Genomic DNA, 24,077 nt, shown 5'->3' with positions numbered 1-24,077 from the left:
AAATGCCGTCAAGGACCCAAGAAACCTGGCCCCACGGCGCGATCATGCTGGATGCCGAGCACACGCAATTTGCGTTGTGGGCGCCTGACGCGTTCTACGTCAGTGTGGAACTGGAAGAAGATGGAAAATCGCTGCCGATGCTGCCCCAGGGCGACGGTTGGTTTGTGATCGAGGCCAACTGCCCGGCGGGCAGTCGCTACCGCTACTGCATAGATGGCGAACTGGAGGTGCCGGACCCGGCCTCCAGGGCGCAGGATGGTGACCTCGACCGCCACAGCGTGGTGGTCGACCCGCACGCCTATCAATGGCGGCATACGGCATGGAATGGTCGGCCGTGGAGCGAAGCGGTGATTTACGAGGTGCACGTCGGTGCGCTCGGTGGTTTTGCCGAAGTCGAACAGCATCTGGCGCGGCTGGTGGCGCTGGGCGTTACCGCGATCGAACTGATGCCGCTGGCGCAATTTCCCGGTGATCGCAACTGGGGCTACGACGGGGTGCTGCCCTATGCGCCCCAAGCCTCTTACGGCACACCCGAACAACTCAAACACCTGATCGACACCGCCCACGGTCTTGGCGTGGCGGTGATTCTCGACGTGGTCTACAACCACTTCGGTCCCGATGGCAACTACCTGCATCGTTACGCCAAGGGTTTTTTCCGCGAGGACAAGCACACGCCCTGGGGCGCAGCGATTGACTTCCGCCGTCCGGAAGTACGCGAGTTTTTTATTGAAAACGCACTGATGTGGCTGCTCGAATACCGTTTCGACGGCCTGCGCCTGGATGCGGTGCATGCGATTGAAGACCCGGATTTCCTCAGCGATCTGGCCCGGCGCATTCGCCAGCAGATCGACTCGACCCGCCACGTCTGGCTGACCGTCGAGAACGAACTGAACCAGTCGAGCCTGCTGGAAACCGACTACGACGCGCAATGGAACGATGACGGTCATAACGCCCTGCACGTGCTGCTGACCGGCGAAACCGACGCCTATTACGCCGACTATGCCGCGCAACCCACTGAGCAATTGGTGCGCTGCCTGAGTCAGGGCTTCGTGTTCCAGGGCCACATCACGCGTCATGGCGAACCCCGTGGAGAGCCGAGCGAACATCTGCCCTCCACTGCTTTCGTGCTGTTTTTGCAGAACCATGACCAGATCGGCAACCGCGCGTTTGGCGAGCGCCTGCATCAGCTCGCCGACCCACGCGCGGTGCAAGCGGCGACGGTGTTGCTGCTACTGTCGCCAATGATTCCGCTGATCTTCATGGGTGACGAATTTGCCGCCGAACAACCGTTCCTGTTTTTCACCAGCCACCACGGTGAACTGGCGGAACTGGTGCGTGAAGGCCGGCGCAACGAATTCGCCGCATTCAGTGCCTTTACCGATCCGCACAAGCGCGAGCAGATACCCGATCCGAATGCCGAAGAAACCTTCCGCGCTTCCCAGCCGCGACTGCTCGGCAGTGGCACGTCGTTACAGCAGCAGACTCAAGAGCTCTACCGGCAACTGCTGAAGTTGCGTCACCAGTACATCATTCCCCACCTCTCCGGAACCCAGGCACTGGGCGCGCAGATGCTCGGCTATGGCGCAGTCAGCGCACGCTGGCGACTGGGCGATGGCAGTGAGCTGCGAATTGACCTGAACCTCAGTGATACGCCAGTGGTCAACCCTGCACAGACCGATACCGAGTGGCTGTTTCAACAGCCAGCCGCCATCGAACTGTCGGACCCGAACCAACTGCCGGCGTACACCGCGCTCGTCAGCCTCACGGCCGCACCCCTTTTGCACCCCCTGGATGGAGAGCGCCTATGAGCGATGCGCAACTGGAAATACTCGCCAGCCGAGCCGGCCTCGCCGTCGACTGGATCGACGCCAACGGGCGTCAGCAAAAAGTCGCTCCTGCTGTGCTGCGTAATGTCCTGATCGGACTCGGCCACCCGGCCAGCACCGCGCAAGAAATCGATGCCAGCCTGCTGGAATTGCAAGAGGTCCAGCAGGACCGCCACTTGCCGCGCCTGTTGACCTGCGACGTGGGCGTTGCCCTGAATCTGAGTCGCTATTTCTCACCGGAGACGCCCTGCGAGATTCATCTTGAAGATGGCTCGCAGATGAACCTCAAGCTGGACAACGAAGCGATGCTGCCCGGTCTGATTCCGGTCGGTTACCAGCAAGTGCACATCGGCGATCAGTATTTCACCCTGGCCGTGGCGCCCGAGCGCTGCTTCAGCGTCGGCGATGCCGTCGATAGTCCTATCCCCCGCGCCTGGGGCTTGAGTGCGCAGTTATATGCGTTGCGCCGCCCCGGCGATGGTGGTTTCGGCGACACCCAGGCACTGGAAGAACTGGTGCGTGTGGCCGGCGAACGGGGTGCCGATGCCCTGGCGATCAGCCCGATGCACGCGATGTTCAGCGCCGACACCGGTCGCTACAGCCCTTATTCGCCCTCCAGCCGCCTGTTTCTCAACTCACTGTATGCCGCGCCGGGGAGCATTCTCGGCGAACGCGCCTTGCGGGACGCGATCGACGCCAGCGGGCTGGCCGCGCAGTTCGAGCAGCTGGAAAATCTCAAGCTGATCGACTGGCCCACCGCCGCCGAAGCCAAGCAGAAACTGTTGCAAGCCTTGTATGACGGTTTCGTCGCTGGCGAGCATCCGTTGCACGCCGACTTCGCCAGTTTTCGCCACGCCGGCGGCGAAGCGCTGGAAAACCACTGTCGCTTCGAAGCGATTCAGGAAATGCGCGCCGCCCGTGGCGAAAGTCTCGACTGGCGCGAATGGCCAGAGCACTGGCACGACCCGCGCGGCGCGGCGCTTGGCGCTTTTGCCGAGGAATATGCCGAGCGCATCGGTTATTTCGCCTTCTGCCAATGGCTGATCCATCGCTGCCTCGAGCGCGCACAAACTGCCGCGCGCAGTGCCGGCATGGGCATCGGTCTGATCGCCGACCTCGCCGTCGGTGCTGACGGTGCTGGAAGTCAGGCATGGAGCTTTCAGGATGAACTGCTCGCCTCGCTGACCGTGGGCGCGCCGCCGGATATCCTCAATCGCAGCGGCCAGGGCTGGGGCATTTCCGCGTTTTCGCCCGAAGGCCTGATCCGCAACGGTTTCCGCGCCTTCATCGACATGCTCCGCGCCAACTTCGCTCACGCCGGCGGTCTGCGCATCGACCATGTCATGGGTCTGCAACGTCTGTGGGTGATCCCCAACGGCGCTCATCCGGCCGACGGTGCCTATCTGTATTACCCGTTCGACGACATGCTGCGCCTGCTGACCCTTGAGTCGCATCGGCACCAGGCTATCGTGCTCGGCGAAGACCTCGGCACCGTGCCGGAAGGCTTGCGGGAGAAGCTCGCCGCGCGTTCGATTCTGGGCATGCGCGTGCTGTTGTTCGAACAGGACAACACTCGCTTCAAACCGATTCTCGACTGGCCGGATGACGCACTGGCCACCACCAGCACCCATGACCTGCCGACGCTCAACGGTTGGTGGCATGGCCGCGATATCGACTGGAACGCGCGCCTCGGCCTGGTCGATGCCAATGGCGAAATTGACTGGCGCCGCCATCGCGAGCGTGAACGCGAAGGCCTGCGCGATGCGCTGCGTCAGGATCCGCAGAATTTCCGCGAAGAGTCCCACGAAGCCGATCAAGTGGTCGATGCCAGCGTGCGTTTCCTCGGCCACACCCGCGCGCCGCTGGTACTGCTGCCGCTGGAGGATGCCTTGGGTATCGATGAACAGCCGAATCTGCCTGGCACCACCGATTCACATCCGAACTGGTCGCGACGTTTGCCTGGTCCCAGCGAAGCGTTGCTGGACGGCCCCGATGCCGCCCGCCGCCTGGAACTGCTGGCCTGCGCGCGCCTTCAAGCCTCTGAGCGTGACCAATGAATCAACAGTTTATCCAGCCACTGCGCGCCACCTTGCGCCTGCAATTTCATAAAGGTTTTACCCTCGAACAAGCGGTGCCACTGGTGCCGTACTTTGCCCGACTCGGCATCAGCCATATCTACGCCTCGCCCCTGCTTGCGGCGCGCGCCGGTTCCATGCACGGCTACGACGTGGTCGACCCGACCCAGGTCAACCCCGAACTGGGCGGCGAGCCGGCATTGCGCCGGTTGGTCAGCACCCTGCGCGAGCACAACATGGGGCTGATCCTCGACATTGTTTCCAACCACATGGCCGTGGGTGGCAACGACAACCCGTGGTGGCTCGACTTGCTGGAATGGGGACGCCTGAGCCCGTACGGCGAATTCTTCGACATCCAGTGGCACTCGCCGGATCCGTTGATGGAAGGCCAGTTGCTGTTGCCGTTCCTCGGCAGCGATTATGGCGTGGCGTTGCAGGAGGGTACGCTCAAGCTCAGATTCAACGCGCAGACCGGCAGTTTCCATGTCGAGCATTACGACCATCACTTCCCGATCTGCCCGAACAATTATGGCGAGTTGCTCAAGGCCGACGACACGCTCAAATCCCTGGCCGATCGCTTCAGTACGCTCAGTTACCAGACCGATGCTCACTCGCTGGCGATCCCGCTGAAGCAAGAGTTGCGCGAGCTGGCCAGCGATCCGCGTGTTCTGGCTACGATCGAAAGCAACCTCGTTCAATACGACTCCACCACCGAGGAAGGCTTCCAGAAGCTTCACGAGCTGCTGGAGCACCAAAGCTACCGCCTCGCCAGTTGGCGCACCGCAGCGGACGACATCAACTGGCGACGCTTTTTCGACATCAACGAGCTTGGCGGTCTGCGCGTCGAGCGTCCGGCCGTGTTCGAAGCCACCCATGGCAAAATCTTCCAATTGGTTGAAGAAGGTCTGGTCGACGGGTTGCGCATCGACCATATCGACGGCCTTGCCGACCCGCGTGGCTATTGCCGCAAATTGCGTCGGCGTCTTGATCATCTGGCACCGGGCAGGCATCTGCCCATCTACGTCGAGAAGATCCTCGGCGAGGGCGAAACCCTGCGCCGCGACTGGAGCGTTGACGGCACCACCGGTTACGAGTTCATGAATCAGCTGTCGTTGCTGCAACATGACCCTGACGGCGAACATGTACTCGGCGAACTCTGGCAGCGCCGCACCGAGCGCCCCGCCGCGTTCATTGAAGAAGCGCAACTGGCCCGTCAGCAGATCCTCAACGGTTCGCTGGCCAGCGATTTCGAAAGTGTCGCCCAGGCGCTGCATCAGGTCGCCCGTGATGACTTGATGACTCGCGATCTGACCCTCGGCGCAATTCGCCGCGTGCTGCACGCATTGATCGTGCACTTCCCGGTTTATCGCACCTACATCAGCGCTCTGGGCCGTTCCGAGCAGGACGAAGCGATTTTCCAGCACGCCATGGACGGTGCGCGGCAGACCCTCAGCGAGGCCGACTGGCCGGTGCTCGATTCGGTCGCCAGTTGGCTAGGCGGCACGCCGTGGCGACGCAAGCCACGCGGGCGTTCGCGCAAGATCCTCAAGCATGCCTGCGTGCGCTTCCAGCAGTTGACCTCGCCGGCAGCGGCCAAGGCCGTGGAAGACACCGCGCTGTATCGCTCGGCGGTGCTGCTGTCGCGCAATGATGTCGGTTACAACACCGAGCAATTCAGCGCGCCGGTCAGTGAGTTCCATGAGATCAATCAGCAGCGCATGGCGGAGTTCCCCGACAACCTGCTGGCCACGGCGACCCACGATCACAAACGCGGCGAAGACACCCGTGCCCGGCTCGCCGTGCTAAGCGAGCGCAGCCATTGGTACGCCGATCAGGTCGAACTGTGGCGCGCCCTCGCCCGTCCGGTACGTATCGAAGATGACGCGCCGTCCGCTGGCGACGAGCTGATCCTCTATCAGGCATTGCTTGGCAGTTGGCCGCTGGATTTGCGGGACGATGATAAAGCCGGCTTTGCCGAATACGCCAAACGCATCTGGCAATGGCAGCAGAAAGCGCTGCGCGAAGCCAAGTTGCAAAGCAGCTGGAGCGCGCCGAACGAAGCCTATGAAAACGCCGCGCAAGCCTTCACGGAAAAACTGCTGACCGGCGAAGAAGGCGAGTTGTTGCGTGCGGCGCTGAGCAAGACCGTCAACAGCCTCGCCGCTGCCGGCGCGCTCAACGGGCTGGCGCAAACCTTGCTGCGCATGACCGTGCCGGGGGTGCCGGATCTGTATCAGGGCAACGAATACTGGGATTTCAGTCTGGTTGACCCGGACAACCGCCGGCCGGTGGATTACGCCGCCCGCGAGCAATCCCTGCAGGCATCCGTGCCGAGTGCAGAACTGCTCAAGGACTGGCGTGACGGGCGCATCAAGCAAGCGCTGATCAGTGCGGTACTGAACCTGCGCAAGGAGCACAGCGGGCTGTTCCGCCGTGGCGATTACCAGCCACTGGAAGTGCTGGGCAGCCAAGCGAACAACGTATTGGCATTCGCGCGTGAGCACGAGGGTGTGCGCGCCATTGTGGTGGTGCCGGTGCGCTGCGCGACGTTGCTGGAAAACAGTGCCATCCCCCAGGTCGATGCGCTGCGGTGGGGCGATACGCGGGTGGTTTTACCGTCTGCCGCTCCGGATGCAAACCTGAAGGGACTTTTTGCCAGCAGTGTAGTCACACAAAACAGGGAGCTGAATGTCAGCGAAGCGCTGGGGGATGTCCCGGTCAATCTCTTTATCCAACACTTAACACAAGCATGAGTTCAGTTCAGGAGCATTGCGATGAGCACCGACGATAAACGCATTCGCGAATTCGCCTATCAGATCTGGGAGTCGGAAGGTAAGCCTGAAGGCCAGGAAGAACGTCACTGGGAGATGGCGCGCAAATTGGCCGAGGCAGAAGCCCTGGCACCGAAGAAGCCACCGAAGGCGGCTGGCAGCAAGGTGGCCGGCAAGACGCCTGCGGCGAAGAACACTGAGGCCAAAGCGCTCGACGGCAAAACGCCGGCCGCTGCCAAAGCCAAACCGGCTGCGAAAGCCAAGCCAGCGGCGGCGGCCAAGGTAGTGTCGCCTGGCGAAAAGGCTGCCGAGAAAAAGCCGCGAGTTGCGAAGAAGCCTCCGGCGAACTGACCTAGACCCGATTATTGAACTGAACAACTGAGTGGCGAGCTTGCTCGCCATAAGGGGTCTTTGCGCCCTGAAGAAAGCCCCTCCCCACTGCGGGAGAAAAATCTAATCCCCTGTGGGAGCGAGCTTGCTCGCGAATGCGGTGGGTCAGTTCGCGAAGATGTCGGATGTGCCGACGCTTTCGCGAGCAAGCTCGCTCCCACAAGGAAATCTCATTGCCTGAACTGACCCGTTTTTTGCAGGAGCAATCATGACCCGTCCAAAGAAAGCCGAACCCGTTGCGCACGCCGAGCCGTCGAGAATCCGTGAAGGCCTGCCCTTCCCGCTCGGTGCGACCTGGGATGGTCTGGGGGTGAACTTTGCTCTGTTTTCCGCCAACGCCACCAAGGTCGAGCTGTGCATTTTCGACGATGCCGGCGAAGTCGAACTCGAGCGCATCGAGCTGCCGGAATACACCGATGAGATCTACCACGGCTACCTGCCGGATGCGCATCCGGGGCTGATTTACGGCTACCGCGTTTATGGTCCTTATGACCCGGCCAACGGCCATCGCTTCAATCACAACAAACTGCTGATCGACCCGTACGCCAAACAACTGGTTGGCGAGCTGAAATGGTCGGAAGCGTTGTTCGGCTACACCATCGGCCACCCCGACGCCGACCTCAGTTTCGACGAACGCGACAGTGCGCCATTCGTGCCCAAGTGCAAGGTCATCGACCCGGCGCACACCTGGGGCAATGACCATCGCGTCAGCGTGCCGTGGGACAAGACCATCATTTATGAAACCCACGTGCGCGGCATCAGCATGCGTCACCCGTCGGTGCCGGAAAACCTGCGCGGCACCTTCGGCGGTCTTATGGTCGATGACGTGCTTGAGCACATCCGCAAGCTCGGCGTCTCCTCCGTCGAGCTGCTGCCGATCCATGCTTTCGTCAACGATCAGCACCTGCTGCAAAAAGGCATGACCAACTATTGGGGCTACAACAGCATCGCCTTCTTCGCCCCGGACCCGCGTTATCTGGCCAGTGGCAAGATCGCCGAGTTCAAGGAAATGGTCGCGCACCTGCACGATGCCAACCTCGAAGTGATTCTCGACGTGGTCTACAACCACACCGCCGAAGGCAACGAACAAGGCCCGACTCTGTCGATGCGCGGTATCGACAACGCCTCGTACTACCGCTTGATGCCGGACGACAAGCGCTACTACATCAACGATTCCGGCACCGGTAACACGCTGGACCTGAGCCACCCGTGCGTCCTGCAAATGGTCACTGACTCTCTGCGCTACTGGGCCAGTGAGATGCACGTCGATGGTTTCCGTTTCGACCTGGCAACCATTCTTGGCCGTTACCACGATGGCTTCGACGAGCGCCACAGTTTCCTCGTCGCCTGCCGCCAGGACCCCGTGCTGCGTCAGGTGAAGATGATCGCCGAGCCTTGGGACTGCGGCCCCGGCGGCTATCAGGTGGGCAACTTCCCGCCGGGCTGGGTCGAGTGGAACGACAAGTTCCGCGACACCGTGCGCGCCTTCTGGAAGGGTGACGACGCCCAGCTTGCTGATTTCGCCAGCCGCATGACGGCCTCGGGAGAGATGTTCAACCAGCGCGGGCGCCGGCCGTATTCGTCGGTGAACTTCATCACCGCCCACGACGGCTTCACCCTCAACGATCTGGTCTCGTACAACGACAAGCACAACGAAGCCAACGACGAAAACAATCAGGACGGCAGCAACAACAATCTGTCGTGGAACCACGGCGTCGAAGGCCCGACCGACGACCCGGAAATCAACGCGCTGCGTCATCGGCAGATGCGCAATTTCTTCGCCACTCTGCTGCTGGCCCAAGGCACACCGATGATCGTCGCTGGTGACGAATTCGCGCGCACTCAGGACGGCAACAACAACGCTTATTGCCAGGACAGCGAAATCGGTTGGGTCAACTGGGACCTGAGCGAGGACGGCAAGGCACTGCTGAAGTTCGTCAAGCGCCTGATCAAGCTGCGCCTGACTTATCCGATCCTGCGTCGCGGCCGCTTCCTGGTCGGCGAATACAACGAAGACATCGGTGTAAAAGACGTGACCTGGCTGGCCCCGGACGCCACGGAGATGACCACCGAGCACTGGCACGACGCGCACAACCGTTGCCTGGGCATGTTGCTCGATGGCCGTGCGCAGGAAACCGGGATTCGCCGCAAGGGTGGCGACGCGACCCTGCTGCTGGTGGTCAACGCGCACCACGACATCGTCAACTTCACTTTGCCGGAAGTGCCGGATGGGGGCTTCTGGACCTGCATGATCGACACCAATCAACCGTCGATCCGCGGCCAGGAACGCTTCGACTTCGGCCACGAGTATTCGGTGACCGGGCGCTCGTTGCTGTTGTTCGAACTGCAACGTGACGAAGAAGATTGATATGGACTTTCAACATTATCTGGCCCGCCGTCCGCCAGATTACGCCGACACCAATGCCCTCGGCCGTTGCCTGCGGGCGATGGTCGAGGCTGGCCTCGACCGCTTGCCGTTGCCCGGCAGCGGTCACACGCTGGAGCGTTTTCAGCGCCTCTCGGAAGTGGGCGGACACGATCTGGGGCTGTGCAAACTCTACGAGGGCCACACCGACGCGCTGGCGATTATCGAGCAACTGGGCGGTACGCCAACGCCCGGCAGCACGTGGGGAATGTGGGCTGCCGAACCGCCGCAGGCGCGGGTGAAAGTCACGCCATCCGGACATATGGTGACATTGAACGGGCGCAAGGCCTGGTGTTCCGGCGCCGCAGTGCTCAGTCATGCCCTGCTTACCGCGTGGGACGCTGATGATCAACAGCAACTGGTAGCGGTCGCGCTCGATCAACTTGGTGTGACCATCACCGATCAAGGCTGGCAAGCCGTGGGCATGGCGGCAACCGGCAGCGTTGAAGTGCTGTTCGACAATGCCGAAGCGCAGGCCATCGGCAATCCCGGTGATTACCTGCAACGGCCGGGTTTCTGGCAAGGCGGCATCGGCATCGCCGCTTGCTGGTATGGCGCATCGCGACGGATTGCCGAAGCGCTGCGCCAGCATTGCGCCCAACGTGACGAACCGCATGCCCTCGCCCACCTCGGCGCGACAGACACAGCGCTGCAAGCGGCCGCCGATGTGCTGCGCTTCAGTGCGCTGCAAATCGATGCGCAGCCCGAGGCCGACGCTGAACTGCTGGCCCGTCGCGCCCGCGCGGTGGTCGAACAGTCGGCCGAACAGGTCATGCGTGAGGTCGGTCGTGCGCTGGGTGCCGGGCCGTTTTGTCAGGATCGGCATTTTGCGCGGCTGAGTGCCGACTTGCCGGTGTTTCTGCGCCAGAGTCATGCCGAACGCGACCTTGCTGCGCTGGGCCAGCAAATTGTTGGTCAGTCCTGCGAGGTCTGGGCGTTATGAAGGACAACCCGATCGTCGGCCAAGGTACTTCGCTGCAGCAATGGCAGGGTTCGCGGCGTCTGGCCGAGCTGCCCGCTATCGACATTCTTGACCTGGTACCGTTGGGCTCGCGGGCGGTGATTGTCGCCCCGCACCCGGATGACGAAGTGCTCGGCTGCGGCGGCATCATGCAGTTGCTGGCGGCAGCCGGACGCCCGTTGCAGTTGATCTCGGTCACCGATGGCAGCGCCAGTCATCCCGGCTCGCAGCGCTGGCCAGTCGAGCGTCTCAGCGTGGTGCGTCCGCAGGAATCCGCTGAAGCGCTGCGGCGTCTCGGTTTGCCGATGCACAGTCTGAAATGGCTGCGCGGCGGTTTTACCGATACCCAGGTGGCGGCTCAGGAAACCGGGTTGAGCGATTTCATCGCCAGTTATCTGCATGCCAGTGACGTGGTGTTCACCACTTGGCGGGAAGATGGCCACAGCGATCACGAGGCCGTCGGCCGCGCCAGTGTCGAAGCGGCGCGCCGCGTCGGGGCTGCCTGTCATGAACTTCCGGTCTGGACCTGGCATTGGGCAACCCCGGAAGATGCCTCGGTGCCATGGGAACGGGCGCGCAAGATTCTCCTTTCACCCACGCACATTGCGCGTAAACGCCACGCGGCGCATGCGTTCGCCAGCCAGTTGGAAGGCGATCGCGACGTCGGGCTCGGGCCAGTGCTCGCGCCCTATGTGCTCGATCGTTTGTTGCAACCTTTTGAAGTGGTGTTCCTTTGAGCGTCGATGATCGCTATTTCGACGGGCTGTTTGCTGGCAATGACGACCCATGGGCGTTCCGTCAGCGCTGGTACGAGCAGCGCAAACGCGCGATTACCCTCGCTGCCCTGCCCCGCTCCCGCTACAGATCGGTTTTCGAGCCGGGTTGCGCCAATGGCGAACTGAGTGCGGAACTGGCACCGCGCTGCGACCGTTTGCTGTGTTGCGACACAGCGAGCGCAGCGGTGAAGCTTGCGCGCACTCGGTTGAGTATTTTCGAGCATGCCGAAGTCCGCCAGGGACGCCTTCCGAGTGACTGGCCGGAGGAGAAATTCGACCTGATTGTATTCAGCGAAATCGGCTACTACCTCGACGAGAAAGATCTGACAGAAGTCATCCGCCGAATCAGTGAATCGCTGACAGCCGACGGCCAATTGCTGGCCTGCCACTGGCGCCCGCCGATTAAAGACTGCCCGCTGAACGCGCGCCAGGTACACGATCAGATCCACGATCAATTGGCGTTGCCGCGTCTGGTGCTGCATCAGGAAGCGGACTTCATTCTCGAACTGTGGAGCCGGGAGCCACGCTCGGTGGCGGCCCTGGAGGGCTTGCGTTGATCGGTATTGTCATTCCCGCGCACAACGAAGAGGCGCTGCTCGATGACTGTCTGCGTGCAGCCCTGCGCGCCAGTCAACATGCGCAACTGGCCGCTGAGCCGGTGGAAATCCTGGTGGTTCTCGACAGCTGCAGCGACGCCTCGGCGCAAATCGTCAGCGCTTATCCGGTGCGGAGCCTGCAGATCGACGCGCGCAACGTTGGCGAAGCCCGTGCCGCCGGTGCGCGCCTGCTGCTTGAGCGCGGTGCACGCTGGATTGCCTGCACCGACGCCGACAGCCGCGTTGCCGATGACTGGCTGGCGGCGCAGCTCGGACTGGAAGCTGACGCAGTGTGCGGAACGGTCACCGTCGAGCATTGGCCCGAGTCGATCGATGAAGCAGCGCAGATTCGCTATCACCGCCATTACCAGGCCCACGACGGTCATCGGCATATTCATGGTGCCAATCTTGGCGTCAGTGCCGAGGCCTATCGTCTAGCCGGTGGTTTCAAACCCCTGACGTGCGACGAGGATGTGCATCTGGTGCGCGCTCTGGAGCGCAGCGGCGCCAATATCGTCTGGAGCCATCGCCCACAAGTGCATACCAGCGCACGACTCGACAGTCGGGCCAAGGGTGGTTTTGGCGACTATTTGCGAAACCTGGTACAGATGGAATAAAAAAATACGGTTCAGATTGATCTGTGACGCGACGAATCCCGTGTCTTGAGCAATACTCTGGCTCGCAGTCATCCAAGGGTTGGAAAACTGCAGGTTTGCTATTCATTAGCCTTCACGGGCCGTGATCAGCATTTGCTGTTTACGACTGAGGGCGAGACACAACAAGGACGTCGCACTCATGAAACCGTTAATCCTCAATGAACATGGCCTGCCCGCGCAAATCTGGAACAGCGCGGCGCAACTCGACAATATCCCCGTCATCAACACCCACAGTCTGGTGCCCGCCGGCGCCCGCGCCGTGATCATCGCGCCGCATCCGGGCGACGAAGTGGTCACCTGCGGCGGCTTGTTGCAATTGTTGTCCAGTCTCGGCCATCCACTCCAATTGCTTTCGATTACCGACGGCAGTGCCAGCCATCCAGGCTCGCGGCAATGGTCGGAAAAACGTTTGAGCGTGTTCCGTCCACAGGAAAGCGTCGAAGCCCTGCGCCGTCTCGGCTTGCCGATGCACAGCCTGAAGTGGGTACGCGGTGGTTTCACCGACAACGCGCTGAATGAGCAGCAAAATCAACTGACTGAATTCATCGGCCGGTACCTGCGACCGGGGGACGTGGTATTCAGCACTTGGCGCGAGGATGGCAACAGCGACCATGAAGCGGTCGGACGAGCCAGTTTCGATGCGGCGCTAAAGGCCGGGGCAACCTTCCATGACGTGCCGGTCTGGGCCTGGCACTGGCCCGAGCGCGATCACCAGCACATCCCATGGGAGCGAGCACGCAAGTTGCGTCTCGACACCTGGACCGTGGCGCGCAAAAGCCACGCCACTCACGCCTATGCCAGCCAGCTCAAGGGCGAACCAGCGATCGGCATCGCCCCACTGCTGCCTCCGGTGATCCTGGAAAGAATGCGCTTGCCGTATGAAATCGTGTTCGTCTAGACACCACATCCCTGTGGGAGCGAGCCTGCTCGCGAAAGCGGTGTGTCATGTGTCAGCTGTATTGAATGTGATGAAGTCTTCGCGAGCAGGCTCGCTCCCACATTGGCCAGCAGTGAATCATCGGAAGGAACTGCCACCCCCTCACGCCAGTCGCATGAACAGGCATGGCCCAATTCAGAGGAGTGAACGTGTCCAGCGATCCCAAGCGTCAAGCGGCCGACGCGCCAGTCATTCATCGCCTGCGGGTACTCACGGTCAACACCCACAAGGGCTTCACTGCGCTGAATCGGCGGTTCGTCCTCCCGGAGCTGCGCGAAGCGATGCGCAGTACCTCGGCCGATCTGGTGTTTCTGCAGGAAGTGGTGGGTGAACACGAACGCCATTCGAGTCGCTACAACGACTGGCCGCAGACTTCGCAATACGAATTTCTTGCCGACAGCATGTGGAGCGATTTTGCCTACGGGCGTAACGCCGTTTACCCCGACGGCCACCACGGCAATGCACTGCTGTCGAAATACCCGATCCGCGAATACCGCAACCTCGATGTGTCGATCACCGGCCCGGAACGGCGCGGGCTGTTGCATTGCATCCTCGATGTGCCAGGGCATGCCGAGGTGCATGCGATCTGTGTGCATTTGAGTCTGCTGGAAAGCCACCGGCAGTTGCAGTTGCAGCTGCTCTGCCAGTTGCTGGAGTCGCTACCTGACGACGCGCCGGTGATCATTGCCGGCGATTTCAATGACTGGCAGTTGCAGGGTAATGCCGCCCTCGCCCGGCGCGACTATTTGCACGAAGCTTTCGAGCGTCATCACGGGCGCCCGGCGAAAACCTATCCGGCGCGTTTTCCCTTGCTGCGGCTGGACCGGATTTATCTGCGCAATGCGAGCAGCCATGACCCCAGAATTCTTGGCAACAAACCGTGGACGCACCTTTCCGATCACCTTCCTTTAGCGGTTGAAGTGCACTTGTAGCCGCGTTTTTGACAGCAATTAAATGACAGGTCATCTGTCCGGTCGCGCACCGGCATGACCTTTCGTCGGTGGCGGAAATCTGTCAGCTGTGCAGGTCACAGGCGTTTTTCCATGCAAACAACCACTTAGTTATGTGCAGAAAAACAAACGCTTGCGAAGGCTGATTTAATCACGCCATTCATCGTGCATTTTCTTGACGCGCAGGCATCGCTCTTCTTATCTCTACCTTACTACCCCCGGAATCACTACTGGGACTGACCTTCCGGCACTCGCGAAATCGAGCAGCCGCGGTTCGTCCCGCTCTATTCGGTCGCCCCTCGTTCGGGGTAGGAGAGACGCCAAACTCGAGATGACGCATGCGCTTGCAAGGTAGACCTCCATGAAAACTTCACTGACCTCACACGAATTGAAAATCACCCTTTGCACAGTGTCCGGTTCGCTGTTGCTGTGCTCGTCCATGGAGGCACATGCGGGTTCTGCGGCGGATGAAACCACGTGGTATCGCGCCGATGTGCCGGTAATGACTTTGCCGGTTACCGTGGTAACGCCTGGGCCGTTGCCGTTGAGCCAGCAGAGTTCGCGCCTGATCACCGAGGATCTCGCGCCATCGGCCTGGGATGAGCTCTATGGCCGAAGCGCCCGACGCGCACAAACTGATGCGCTGTCCTCTGCTTATGCGATGCCCGGCGGCGAGTTCAAAGGCCCGGCCGTGGTCACATTGAAGAGCGGCAATGGCGCCACCCAGATCCTTGGCCTGATCGGCGGTGATAATCAGATTCAGATGAGTGCTGACGGTGCACTGACCCGCCGCGCCCTCGCCGCTCCGAACACTGACAGCCTCAATCTGCAAGGTCAGAGCCTTGGTGCCTATTACAGCCTGGTGGGCACGCAGGGCTGGCATGTTGACCTTTCGGCCAGTGGCGGTCGGGTCAGCGGTTTCAGTCGGACACCACAAGGCAATCGTCAGGCCACCGAAGGCAGCGCGATGACCTTTTCCGTCGAGGGCGGCTATCCGATCGGTCTGAGTGAGAACTGGGTGGTTGAACCGCAGGCGCAACTGATCAACCAGCGTATCAGTCTCGACGCGCCTTACGCTGGATCGAACACTTCTTCGACAGACTTGACCGCATGGAGCGGCCGCGTCGGGGCGCGGTTGAAAGGCAGTTACGACCTGAACGGTTTACCCGTCGAGCCTTACCTGCGCACCAACCTTTGGCACACGGTGTACACCGGCAGCACGGTAACGCTGGATCAGGTCGACAAGATCAGCAGCAGTCGCAAATCCTCAACCGTTGAATTGGGCTTGGGACTGGTGGCGCGAGTCACGCCGGCAGTGAGCCTGTACATGAGCGCCGATTACAGCAGCGACGTGGATGACAATGATCTGAACGGGATCATCGGCAGCCTCGGCGTGCGGATGCGTTGGTGATCCACTGAAGGCTGAAGAATCCTGTGGGAGCGAGCTTGCTCGCGAAAGCGGTGCCACCTTCAACATCATCGTTGATTGACATGGCGCCTTCGCGAGCAAGCTCGCTCCCACAGGTGCTAGCCCTGCGGCTTGAGGATCAACACCGCCAACGGTGGCAGATTAAGTTCCAGTGACAACGATTGACCATGGCTTGGCACCTCTTCAGTCAATGCCCCGCCACCATTGCCATAGTTGGAACCGGCATAAATGTCGGCGTCGCTGTTGAACAGCTCAGTCCAGCGTCCGGCAAACGGCACCCCGACGCGATACGACTGGCGCGGTACCGGGGTGAAGTTGGCGACTACCAACACTGGCGAGCCATCCTTGCTCCAGCGCAACCAAGCGTAAACGCTGTTGATCGCATCATCGCCAATCAACCACTGGAAGCCCTGCGGCGCATCGTCCTGGTCGTGCAGCGCCGGCTCTTCGCGATACAGCCGATTGAGATCGCCAACCAGTTTCTGCACGCCTTTGTGCTCGGAGTACTGCAGCAGGTACCAGTCCAGTTGCTGATCATGATTCCACTCGCGCCATTGGCCAAACTCGCATCCCATGAACAACAGTTTCTTGCCCGGATGAGTCCACATGAAGCTCAGATAGGCGCGCAGGTTGGCAAACTTCTGCCAGCGGTCACCGGGCATCTTGTCGATCAGCGAGTGCTTGCCGTGCACCACTTCGTCGTGGGAGATCGGCAAGATAAAGCGTTCAGACCAGGCGTAGACCAGACCGAAGCTCAACTCATTATGGTGATGGGCGCGGTACACCGGATCCTGCTGGATGTAGTGCAGCGAATCGTGCATCCAGCCCATGTTCCATTTGTAGGAGAAACCGAGGCCGCCCTGCTGGGTGCTTTGGCTGACGCCAGGCCATGCGGTGGACTCTTCGGCAATCACCAGCGCACCCGGAGCTTCCAGCTCAACCACATCATTCAAATGACGCAGGAAATCGATGGCTTCGAGGTTCTCGCGCCCGCCGTGGCGGTTCGGCACCCATTCGCCAGCCTTGCGCGAATAGTCGCGATACAGCATCGACGCCACCGCATCGACACGCAGACCATCGATATGGAAGTGCTTCAGCCAGTGCAGCGCCGAAGCGAGCATGTAGCCGTGCACTTCGGTGCGGCCGAGGTTGTAGATCAGCGTGTCCCAATCCTGATGGAAGCCTTCCAGCGGATTGCCGTATTCGTACAGCGCGGTGCCGTCGAACTGCGCCAGACCGTGGGTATCGGTGGGGAAATGCGCCGGCACCCAGTCGAGGATCACGCCGATGTCCGCCTGGTGGCAGGCATTGACGAACGCGGCGAACTGATCCGGCGTGCCATAACGTGCGCTCGGGGCGAATTGCGAGAGCAACTGATAACCCCAGGAACCGCCGAACGGGTGCTCCATGATCGGCATCAATTCGATGTGAGTGAACCCCAGCTCTTTGACGTAAGGAATCAGCCGCTCAGCCAGTTCCGGCCAAGTGTACTGACGCGCCACTTCACCTAGATCATCCAGCTCGCACTGCCAGGAGCCGGCGTGCAGCTCGTAGATGGACAGAGGCTTGGAGCGCTGCTGGCGGTCCTGGCGGGCATTCATCCAGTCGTGATCCTGCCAGTCGATCTGCAACGGCGAGGCGACTTTCGACGCGGTGTCCGGCGGCAGGCTGGTGGCCAGGGCCATCGGGTCGGCCTTGAGCGGCAGAATGCCGTGGGCACCGAGAATTTCGTATTTGTACAACTCCCCCGCTTGCAGTCGCGGGATGAACAACTCCCAAACCCCCGAAGGATGGCGCAGGCGCATCGGGTGACGGCGCCCGTCCCAGACGTTGAAATCGCCGACCACCGACACCCGGCGGGCATTCGGCGCCCACACGGCAAAACGCACACCGTCGACACCATCAACGGTCTTCAACTGCGCACCGAGGCAGGCGCTGAGGTCGCGGTGATTGCCTTCGGCGAACAGATACAAGTCCATCTCGCCGAGCAGCTGGCCAAAGCTGTACGGATCTTCGGCCACCTGCTCGCCACCGGCCCAGCGCGTGCGCAACAGGTACGGCCGCGCCTGATCGAAATGGCCAACGAACAGCCCCGGCGTTTCGGTCATCTGCAGCGGGCCAATTTCTTCACCGCTGTCCTTGTCCAGCACCGCGACACTCAGCGCGCCCGGCAGATAAGCCCGGATGAACTGCCCGCCGGCGCCATCGCCGTGCGGGCCGAGGATCGAAAACGGGTCCTGATGTTCAGCGCGTACCAGGGCGTCGATGTCGCGTGCCGAGGGTAACAATGCTTCCTTTACCACACCCTGTTCCTTGTTCGAGAAACTCATGACTACTCTCCACCAAGATCGGAAAAGGGTTTAAGCCCAGTCAATAATCCATACAAGCCGTGCAACGGCACGGGCAGCCACGTTGGGCGGTTTTCCGCTTCGTAGGCCACTTCATAAGCGGCTTTTTCCAGGCCGAACAACGCCAGCGCGGCGTCGGCGCCTTGAGGATCCTGCCAGGCATGCTCAAGACTAGCTGCCGCCTCGCGATATGCCTGGACAAATGCCTCGCGTGCCTCGCGCAGATAACGCTCGGCGACGCGTTTGCGCGCTGTTTCAGCTTCAGTGCTGTTATCAACGTTGTGCACGTTGATCGTCATCGCCGCTGCGTAATCGAACGAACGCAGTACACCGCTGACGTCCTTGTACGGGCTGTGCTTGCCGCGACGCTCGCTCAACGGCCGCGCCGGTTCGCCCTCGAAGTCGATCAGGTAGGCATCGCCCTTGATCACCAGTACCTGGCCCAGATGCAAGTCGCCGTGCACCCGAATGCGCAAACCGCCAGTGGCTTTCCTCGCCAGATCCTGCACATGGGCAAGAATGGTTTTCTTCTCGTCGAGCAGACGCTTGACCAGTTTCTGGTCCGCTGCGTTCAACTCGCCTTGATGTTGCTTGAGCAATTTCAAGGCATGTTCAACCTGCGCGGTGACGTCCTTGCTTGTCGCGGCCATGTCCTTGCTCGACGACACCTGCGGAGCGAAGTCGGCGTTGTCGGTTGGCGCAGCGAGCACCTGATGCATCTCGCCCAGACGCTGACCGAGCATGCCGGCGAAGTCCTTCAGCTCGCCCAAAGCGTTGTAATGCTGTTCCTGCTCGGACATGGCGTCGGCCAGTTCATCGCGCAGCGCCCGTTCGAGGTTGTTCTGCGTCCATTCCCACGCATCGCCCTGATTGCTCAGATAGCCTTGCGCAATCATCAGCAGATTGTCTTCGCCCTGTGCGTCACGGCGAATCACCGAACCGAGCAGTGGAGAGATATTGGCAAAACCGGCCTCGGTCAGGTAAGCGCTCATCTCCAGTTCCGGGTGTACGCCAGAAGCGACTTTGCGTATCAGCTTAAGCACCAGGCTGTTGCCGATCACCACGGAGCTATTCGATTGCTCGGCCGACAGGTAACGCACATCCGACTCGGCGCCAAGGCCAAGCGTTTCCAGGTGCGGCGTCTGTTCGAAGCGGATTTCGCCTTCGATCGACTCCAATACCGTGTTGTTCTGCATGCCTTGCAGCACGGCGCGGACAAAGGTTTCCAGACTGAACGCATCAGTGATCAAGCCGACCTGACGCACACGGCGTACACGCGACAGCGCCAATTGCTGCGGCAACGGCGGCCCGACGTGGTCTTCGGCAATGAAGCCGAACGGCAGTTGATAACGATTGGTCTGGCCGCCACTGGTGACTTCGATCTCGCTGAGCAGCACTGGATGCTGGGCGTCGCCGAAGCGCACGCCGTAAGCCAGGTTGACCTTCTCGATCGCCGCATCCTTGCCGGCGAACCAGCGACGGTTCTGCAACCAGCTCGGCAGGATGCTTTGCTCCAGCGTCGTGCGCGACGGCGCTTCGAGCAGTTCCTCCATGCGTTTTTTCAGCACCAGCGTGGTGAAGTCCGGCAGGCTTTGCGCCGGTTCGACGTGCCAGCTCGGCATCTGGTTTTCCGTCGCCAGGGCAAACCAATAGAAGCCGTACGGCGCCAGGGTCAGGAGGAAATTCAACTGACCGATCGGCGGGAACGCGTTACCGCCAAGCATTTCCACCGGCACCATGCCGACATAAGCCGACAGGTCCAGTTCGACCGCTTGCGCACTGCGCGAGACGTTGGCCACGCACAGGATGATCTCGTGCTTGCCATCGGCATCGGTGTATTCGCGGGTGTAGGCCAGGACGCGACGGTTGCTCGGCGAGAGCATTTTCAAGGTGCCCCGGCCGAACGCTTTCGATTGCTTGCGCACTGCCAGCAGACGCCGCGTCCAGTTCAACAGCGAATGCGGATCGCCGGACTGGGTTTCGACGTTGACCGACTGATAGCCATACTGCGGATCCATGATCGGCGGCAGCACCAGACTCGCCGGATCAGCGCGGGAGAAACCGCCGTTGCGGTCGATCGACCACTGCATCGGCGTGCGCACGCCGTCGCGGTCGCCGAGGTAGATGTTGTCACCCATACCGATTTCGTCGCCGTAATACAGGGTCGGCGTGCCGGGCATCGACAGCAGCAGGCTGTTGAGCAGCTCGATGCGGCGACGGTCGCGTTCCATCAACGGTGCGAGACGGCGGCGAATACCCAGGTTGATCCGCGCGCGACGGTCAGCCGCATAGTAATTCCACAGATAATCGCGCTCGCGATCGGTGACCATTTCCAGGGTCAGCTCATCGTGGTTGCGCAGGAAGATCGCCCATTGGCAGTTCGCCGGGATTTCCGGGGTCTGCCGTAGGATGTCGGTAATCGGGAAGCGATCTTCCTGAGCCAGCGCCATGTACATGCGCGGCATCAGCGGGAAGTGGAAGGCCATGTGGCATTCGTCGCCGTTAACGCCAGCGGCATCGGTGTCACCAAAGTACAGCTGAGTGTCTTCCGGCCACTGATTGGCCTCGGCCAGCAACATGCGGTCGGGATAATTGGCGTCGATCTCGGCACGGATCTGCTTGAGGACGTCGTGGGTCTCGGGCAGGTTTTCGTTGTTGGTGCCGTCGCGCTCGATCAGGTACGGGATCGCGTCAAGGCGCAGACCGTCGATGCCCATGTCCAGCCAGTAACGCATCACCGACAGCACGGCTTTCATCACTTGCGGGTTATCGAAGTTCAGATCCGGCTGATGCGAATAGAAGCGGTGCCAGAAGTACTGACCGGCGACCGGGTCCCAGGTCCAGTTGGATTTCTCGGTGTCGAGAAAGATGATCCGCGTGCCGTCGTATTTCTGATCGTCATCGGACCACACGTAGAAATCCCGCGCCGCCGAACCCGGCTTGGCCTTGCGCGCACGCTGGAACCACGGGTGCTGGTCGGAAGTGTGGTTGATGACCAGCTCGGTGATCACCCGCAGCCCGCGCTTGTGCGCTTCGGCGATGAAGCGCTTGGCGTCGGCCATGGTCCCGTAGTCGCTGTGCACGCCACGGTATTCGGCGATGTCGTAGCCGTCGTCGCGGCGTGGCGAGGGATAGAACGGCAGCAACCAGATGGTGTTGACGCCGAGATCGGCAATGTAATCGAGTTTGGCGATAAGCCCGGGAAAGTCGCCGATCCCGTCATTGTTGGAGTCGAAAAACGATTTGACGTGAACCTGATAGATCACCGCGTCCTTGTACCAGAGCGGGTCTTTGATGAAGGCGGCTGCCTTGGGTTTCTTCGCCATGTGGAACTCCTGTTGAATACTTTATGGGCGTCCCACGACGATCGTTCCCACGCTCTGCGTGGGAATGCCGCCATGGACGCTCTGCGTCCGCTTTGGGACGCGGAGCGTCCCGGGATGCATTCCCACGCAGAGCGTGGGAACGATCATTACGTAGCGCTGATGCGCCAAATCCCGAACGGCTGATACGCCGGGTCGATGCGCATGAACTGATATTTGCCGTGCCAGTCCCAGCGATGGCCGTTCATCAAATCCTCGCCATGGGTGGTGGCGTCGTCCGGCAGGCCCATTTCCCACAGCGGCAGTTCGAAATTCGCTTCCTGCACGTTATGAGGATCGAGGCTGACCGCGACCAGAATGAAATTGCTGCCATCGGCGCTGCGCTTGCCGAAGTACAGAATGTTGTCGTTCCACGCGTTGTAGATTTTCAGGCCCAGGTGCGTGTGCAGCGCCGGGTTCTGCCGGCGGATACGGTTGAGCTGGGCGATCTCGGCAATGATGTTGCCCGGGGCGGTGAAATCGCGGACGCGGATTTCATATTTCTCCGAATCCAGGTATTCCTCTTTACCCGGCACCGGCGCCGATTCGCACAGTTCAAACCCGGAATACATCCCCCACAGCCCAGAGCCCATGGTCGCCAGCGCGGCGCGGATAAGGAAACCGGGACGCCCTGACTCATGCAGGAACGCCGGGTTGATGTCCGGGGTATTGACGAAGAAATTCGGCCGGTAGCATTCGCGCCAAGGCGACTCGTTCAGTTCAGTGAAATATTCCGCCAGCTCGGCCTTGGTGTTGCGCCAGGTGAAGTAGGTATAGCTCTGCGAATACCCGACCCTGCCCAGCCGCGCCATCATCGCCGGCGTGGTGAAGGCCTCGGCGAGGAAGATCACTTCCGGGTACAAGGTGCGCACATCGGCGATCAACCATTGCCAGAACGGCAGCGGTTTGGTGTGCGGGTTGTCGACGCGGAAGATCTTCACGCCCTCCTTGACCCAGCCAACCACGATGTCGCGCAACTCGACCCACAGGCTCGGAATCGCATCCGGCGCGTAGAAGTCGACGTTGACAATGTCCTGATATTTCTTCGGCGGGTTCTCTGCGTATTTGATCGTGCCGTCTGGGCGCCAGTTGAACCAGCCCGGATGCTCCTTGAGCCACGGGTGATCCTGAGAACACTGGATCGCGAAGTCGAGGGCGATTTCCAGACCATGATCCGCAGCCGCGGCCACCAAGCGGCGGAAGTCGTCACGGGTGCCGAGTTGCGAGTGAATTGCCTCGTGGCCACCCTCCTCGCTGCCGATTGCGTACGGACTGCCGGGATCGTCGGGGCCAGCGGTCAGGGAATTGTTGCGACCCTTGCGGTGGGCGCGGCCGATCGGGTGAATCGGCGTGAAGTACAACACGTCGAAGCCCATGTCCTGGATCATCGGCAGACGGGAGTGCACGTCATTAAAGGTGCCGTGACGCTTGGGGTCGTCGGTGATCGAGCGCGGAAACAGTTCATACCAACTGGCGAACTCGGCGAGCTCGCGCTCGACGTCCATGGGGAACTCGGCGCTGACGCTCAAGTACGCGCGGTGATCGGCCTGGGCCATCAGCTCCGCACTGCGCGAGTGCAGAAACAATGCGACCTGCTCGGTTTCGAGCAGCCCGGACAATTCATGGTGCAGCGCGGCGAGCTGCTCGCTGAGCTGACCTTCGCTGCGTTCTGCAGCCTGTTGCACCATGGTCCGGCCTTCTTGCAACTCCAGGGAAACCGGCACCGCCGCGTTGTGCTTTTTCTCCAGTTCGTACTGGAAGCTGGCGAAGTGATCGATCCAGGCTTCTATGCAATACAGGTAGCGACCCTGCTCCTCAGGACGGAACTGGCCTCGCCAAGTGTTGTTGCCCTGATCGGACAGGACCTCGGTCTGCCAGGTTTCCTGGCCTTCTTCGCGCCAGCGGATGCGTACGGCGAGCTTGTCATGGCCGTCGGCAAATACTTTGCTGGTCACCACCACTTCGCGCCCGGCAATTGACTTGACGGCAAACTGGCCGCCGTCGAGGGTCGGCATGGTGTTTTCGATGACGATGCGTGGAAGCAGCAATGCCTGCGACAGCGGCATGTGCGGGTTGTAACTCAGCTCTGAAGGTCTTTCAGCAGTCATTGAGCATCTCTCCTTAACGCCCCAAGGACGCTCTTGTGCCAGAACAGTATTCGCGACAAAGCGCCGGCCCTGTCATGAACTCACTTAGGTTCCGAGCAACCGGCGCGGGGAAAAGTTCAGATGAAATTAACAAGACAAACACGCGGATCGAATTTGCCGTGGCTGGGTCAACTCACTTAAGCACGTCCCACGCCATGTGCCATATGGAGGTCAAAAGATGAACATCCCGATCCCGGCGGAAACGCCCGATCCGAACATCGACAAACCCACCCTGCCGGAGACCGAACCGCCACCGGTGCCCGAGCAAGAGCCACCCGGCACGCCACCGCCAAAGGAAGAACCGCCGAGCACCATGCCGCCGGTGATCGTCTGACATTTGCATGTCTGTCGGTCATCCCTGTAGGAGCTGCCGAAGGCTGCGATCTTTTTTTTGCCGCGCTGCAAATCAAAAGATCGCAGCCTTCGGC

Annotated in this window: 16 protein-coding genes; 13 read left to right on the top strand and 3 right to left on the bottom strand. The window is 61.0% G+C overall.

The window, feature by feature from the left end:
• Nucleotides 1-2: 2 nt before the first annotated feature.
• The 12 genes from treZ (at nt 3) to J2Y90_RS18565 (ending at nt 15,774) form a co-directional block, all read left to right on the top strand.
• A complete protein-coding gene (treZ, locus tag J2Y90_RS18620; RefSeq protein WP_253501594.1) occupies nt 3-1,808 on the top strand; it encodes a malto-oligosyltrehalose trehalohydrolase in 1,806 nt (601 codons plus the stop codon).
• Nucleotides 1,805-3,883: a 4-alpha-glucanotransferase gene (gene malQ / locus J2Y90_RS18615; protein WP_253501591.1), complete on the top strand. Its 2,079-nt coding sequence runs from the start codon at nt 1,805-1,807 to the stop codon at nt 3,881-3,883. The genes treZ and malQ overlap by 4 nt, the downstream gene beginning before the upstream one ends.
• The gene (locus J2Y90_RS18610) at nt 3,880-6,654 is read left to right on the top strand and encodes a malto-oligosyltrehalose synthase (protein WP_253501588.1); all 2,775 of its coding nucleotides are present in this window, start codon (nt 3,880-3,882) and stop codon (nt 6,652-6,654) included. The genes malQ and J2Y90_RS18610 overlap by 4 nt, the downstream gene beginning before the upstream one ends.
• A gap of 21 nt (nt 6,655-6,675) precedes the next feature.
• On the top strand, nt 6,676-7,023 hold the full coding sequence (locus J2Y90_RS18605) for a DUF2934 domain-containing protein (protein ID WP_253501586.1): 348 nt from the start codon (nt 6,676-6,678) through the stop codon (nt 7,021-7,023).
• Nucleotides 7,024-7,270: 247 nt separating this feature from the next.
• Complete coding sequence (glgX, locus tag J2Y90_RS18600; protein ID WP_253501584.1) at nt 7,271-9,430, top strand: glycogen debranching protein GlgX; 2,160 nt, start codon at nt 7,271-7,273, stop codon at nt 9,428-9,430.
• Between the two features lies 1 nt (nt 9,431).
• Nucleotides 9,432-10,430, top strand: coding sequence for an acyl-CoA dehydrogenase (locus J2Y90_RS18595; RefSeq protein ID WP_253501582.1), 999 nt, complete (start codon nt 9,432-9,434; stop codon nt 10,428-10,430).
• Entirely contained in the window at nt 10,427-11,185 is a 759-nt protein-coding gene (locus tag J2Y90_RS18590) for a PIG-L deacetylase family protein (RefSeq protein WP_253501580.1), read from the top strand. Before J2Y90_RS18595 ends, J2Y90_RS18590 begins: the two co-directional genes overlap by 4 nt.
• The gene (locus J2Y90_RS18585; protein WP_253501578.1) at nt 11,182-11,781 is read left to right on the top strand and encodes an SAM-dependent methyltransferase; all 600 of its coding nucleotides are present in this window, start codon (nt 11,182-11,184) and stop codon (nt 11,779-11,781) included. Before J2Y90_RS18590 ends, J2Y90_RS18585 begins: the two co-directional genes overlap by 4 nt.
• Nucleotides 11,778-12,437 carry a glycosyltransferase gene (locus J2Y90_RS18580; RefSeq protein ID WP_253501576.1) on the top strand — a complete coding sequence of 220 codons (660 nt, stop codon included), beginning with the start codon at nt 11,778-11,780 and terminating at the stop codon, nt 12,435-12,437. The genes J2Y90_RS18585 and J2Y90_RS18580 overlap by 4 nt, the downstream gene beginning before the upstream one ends.
• A 178-nt stretch (nt 12,438-12,615) precedes the next feature.
• Nucleotides 12,616-13,374, top strand: coding sequence for a PIG-L deacetylase family protein (locus J2Y90_RS18575; RefSeq protein ID WP_253501574.1), 759 nt, complete (start codon nt 12,616-12,618; stop codon nt 13,372-13,374).
• A 188-nt stretch (nt 13,375-13,562) separates the two neighbouring features.
• Nucleotides 13,563-14,345 (top strand): endonuclease/exonuclease/phosphatase family protein, encoded by a 783-nt coding sequence (locus J2Y90_RS18570; protein WP_253501572.1) that lies wholly within the window; start codon nt 13,563-13,565, stop codon nt 14,343-14,345.
• A gap of 379 nt (nt 14,346-14,724) precedes the next feature.
• The gene (locus J2Y90_RS18565; RefSeq protein ID WP_253501569.1) at nt 14,725-15,774 is read left to right on the top strand and encodes an autotransporter outer membrane beta-barrel domain-containing protein; all 1,050 of its coding nucleotides are present in this window, start codon (nt 14,725-14,727) and stop codon (nt 15,772-15,774) included.
• Between the two features lie 116 nt (nt 15,775-15,890).
• Here J2Y90_RS18565 and glgB read toward each other — a convergent pair whose 3' ends face one another.
• From glgB to J2Y90_RS18550, 3 genes are all read right to left on the bottom strand, one after another.
• On the bottom strand, nt 15,891-18,122 hold the full coding sequence (gene glgB / locus J2Y90_RS18560) for a 1,4-alpha-glucan branching protein GlgB (protein WP_253501567.1): 2,232 nt from the start codon (nt 18,120-18,122) through the stop codon (nt 15,891-15,893).
• 2 nt (nt 18,123-18,124) lie between these two features.
• Nucleotides 18,125-21,466, bottom strand: coding sequence for a maltose alpha-D-glucosyltransferase (gene treS / locus J2Y90_RS18555; RefSeq protein WP_253501564.1), 3,342 nt, complete (start codon nt 21,464-21,466; stop codon nt 18,125-18,127).
• A 146-nt stretch (nt 21,467-21,612) separates the two neighbouring features.
• Nucleotides 21,613-23,610: an alpha-1,4-glucan--maltose-1-phosphate maltosyltransferase gene (locus J2Y90_RS18550; protein ID WP_253501561.1), complete on the bottom strand. Its 1,998-nt coding sequence runs from the start codon at nt 23,608-23,610 to the stop codon at nt 21,613-21,615.
• 217 nt (nt 23,611-23,827) lie between these two features.
• Here J2Y90_RS18550 and J2Y90_RS18545 point away from each other — a divergent pair, with 217 nt between their 5' ends.
• A complete protein-coding gene (locus J2Y90_RS18545) occupies nt 23,828-23,983 on the top strand; it encodes a hypothetical protein (protein WP_253501558.1) in 156 nt (51 codons plus the stop codon).
• Nucleotides 23,984-24,077 lie beyond the last annotated feature (94 nt).

This window comes from Pseudomonas koreensis, from assembly GCF_024169245.1.
GTDB lineage: Bacteria > Pseudomonadota > Gammaproteobacteria > Pseudomonadales > Pseudomonadaceae > Aquipseudomonas > Aquipseudomonas koreensis_F.
The sequence above is the reverse complement of the archived record's forward strand: the minus strand, read 5'-3'. Positions and strand labels throughout refer to the sequence as shown.

Bases quoted from the DNA above. Each gene is read 5' to 3' on its own strand.
- treZ (WP_253501594.1), top strand. From the start codon at position 3: ATGCCGTCAAGGACCCAAGAAACCTGGCCCCACGGCGCGATCATGCTG.
- malQ (WP_253501591.1), top strand. From the start codon at position 1,805: ATGAGCGATGCGCAACTGGAAATACTCGCCAGCCGAGCCGGCCTCGCC.
- J2Y90_RS18610 (WP_253501588.1), top strand. From the start codon at position 3,880: ATGAATCAACAGTTTATCCAGCCACTGCGCGCCACCTTGCGCCTGCAA.
- J2Y90_RS18605 (WP_253501586.1), top strand. From the start codon at position 6,676: ATGAGCACCGACGATAAACGCATTCGCGAATTCGCCTATCAGATCTGG.
- glgX (WP_253501584.1), top strand. From the start codon at position 7,271: ATGACCCGTCCAAAGAAAGCCGAACCCGTTGCGCACGCCGAGCCGTCG.
- J2Y90_RS18595 (WP_253501582.1), top strand. From the start codon at position 9,432: ATGGACTTTCAACATTATCTGGCCCGCCGTCCGCCAGATTACGCCGAC.
- J2Y90_RS18590 (WP_253501580.1), top strand. From the start codon at position 10,427: ATGAAGGACAACCCGATCGTCGGCCAAGGTACTTCGCTGCAGCAATGG.
- J2Y90_RS18575 (WP_253501574.1), top strand. From the start codon at position 12,616: ATGAAACCGTTAATCCTCAATGAACATGGCCTGCCCGCGCAAATCTGG.
- J2Y90_RS18565 (WP_253501569.1), top strand. From the start codon at position 14,725: ATGAAAACTTCACTGACCTCACACGAATTGAAAATCACCCTTTGCACA.
- glgB (WP_253501567.1), bottom strand. From the start codon at position 18,122: ATGAGTTTCTCGAACAAGGAACAGGGTGTGGTAAAGGAAGCATTGTTA.
- treS (WP_253501564.1), bottom strand. From the start codon at position 21,466: ATGGCGAAGAAACCCAAGGCAGCCGCCTTCATCAAAGACCCGCTCTGG.
- J2Y90_RS18550 (WP_253501561.1), bottom strand. From the start codon at position 23,610: ATGACTGCTGAAAGACCTTCAGAGCTGAGTTACAACCCGCACATGCCG.
- J2Y90_RS18545 (WP_253501558.1), top strand. From the start codon at position 23,828: ATGAACATCCCGATCCCGGCGGAAACGCCCGATCCGAACATCGACAAA.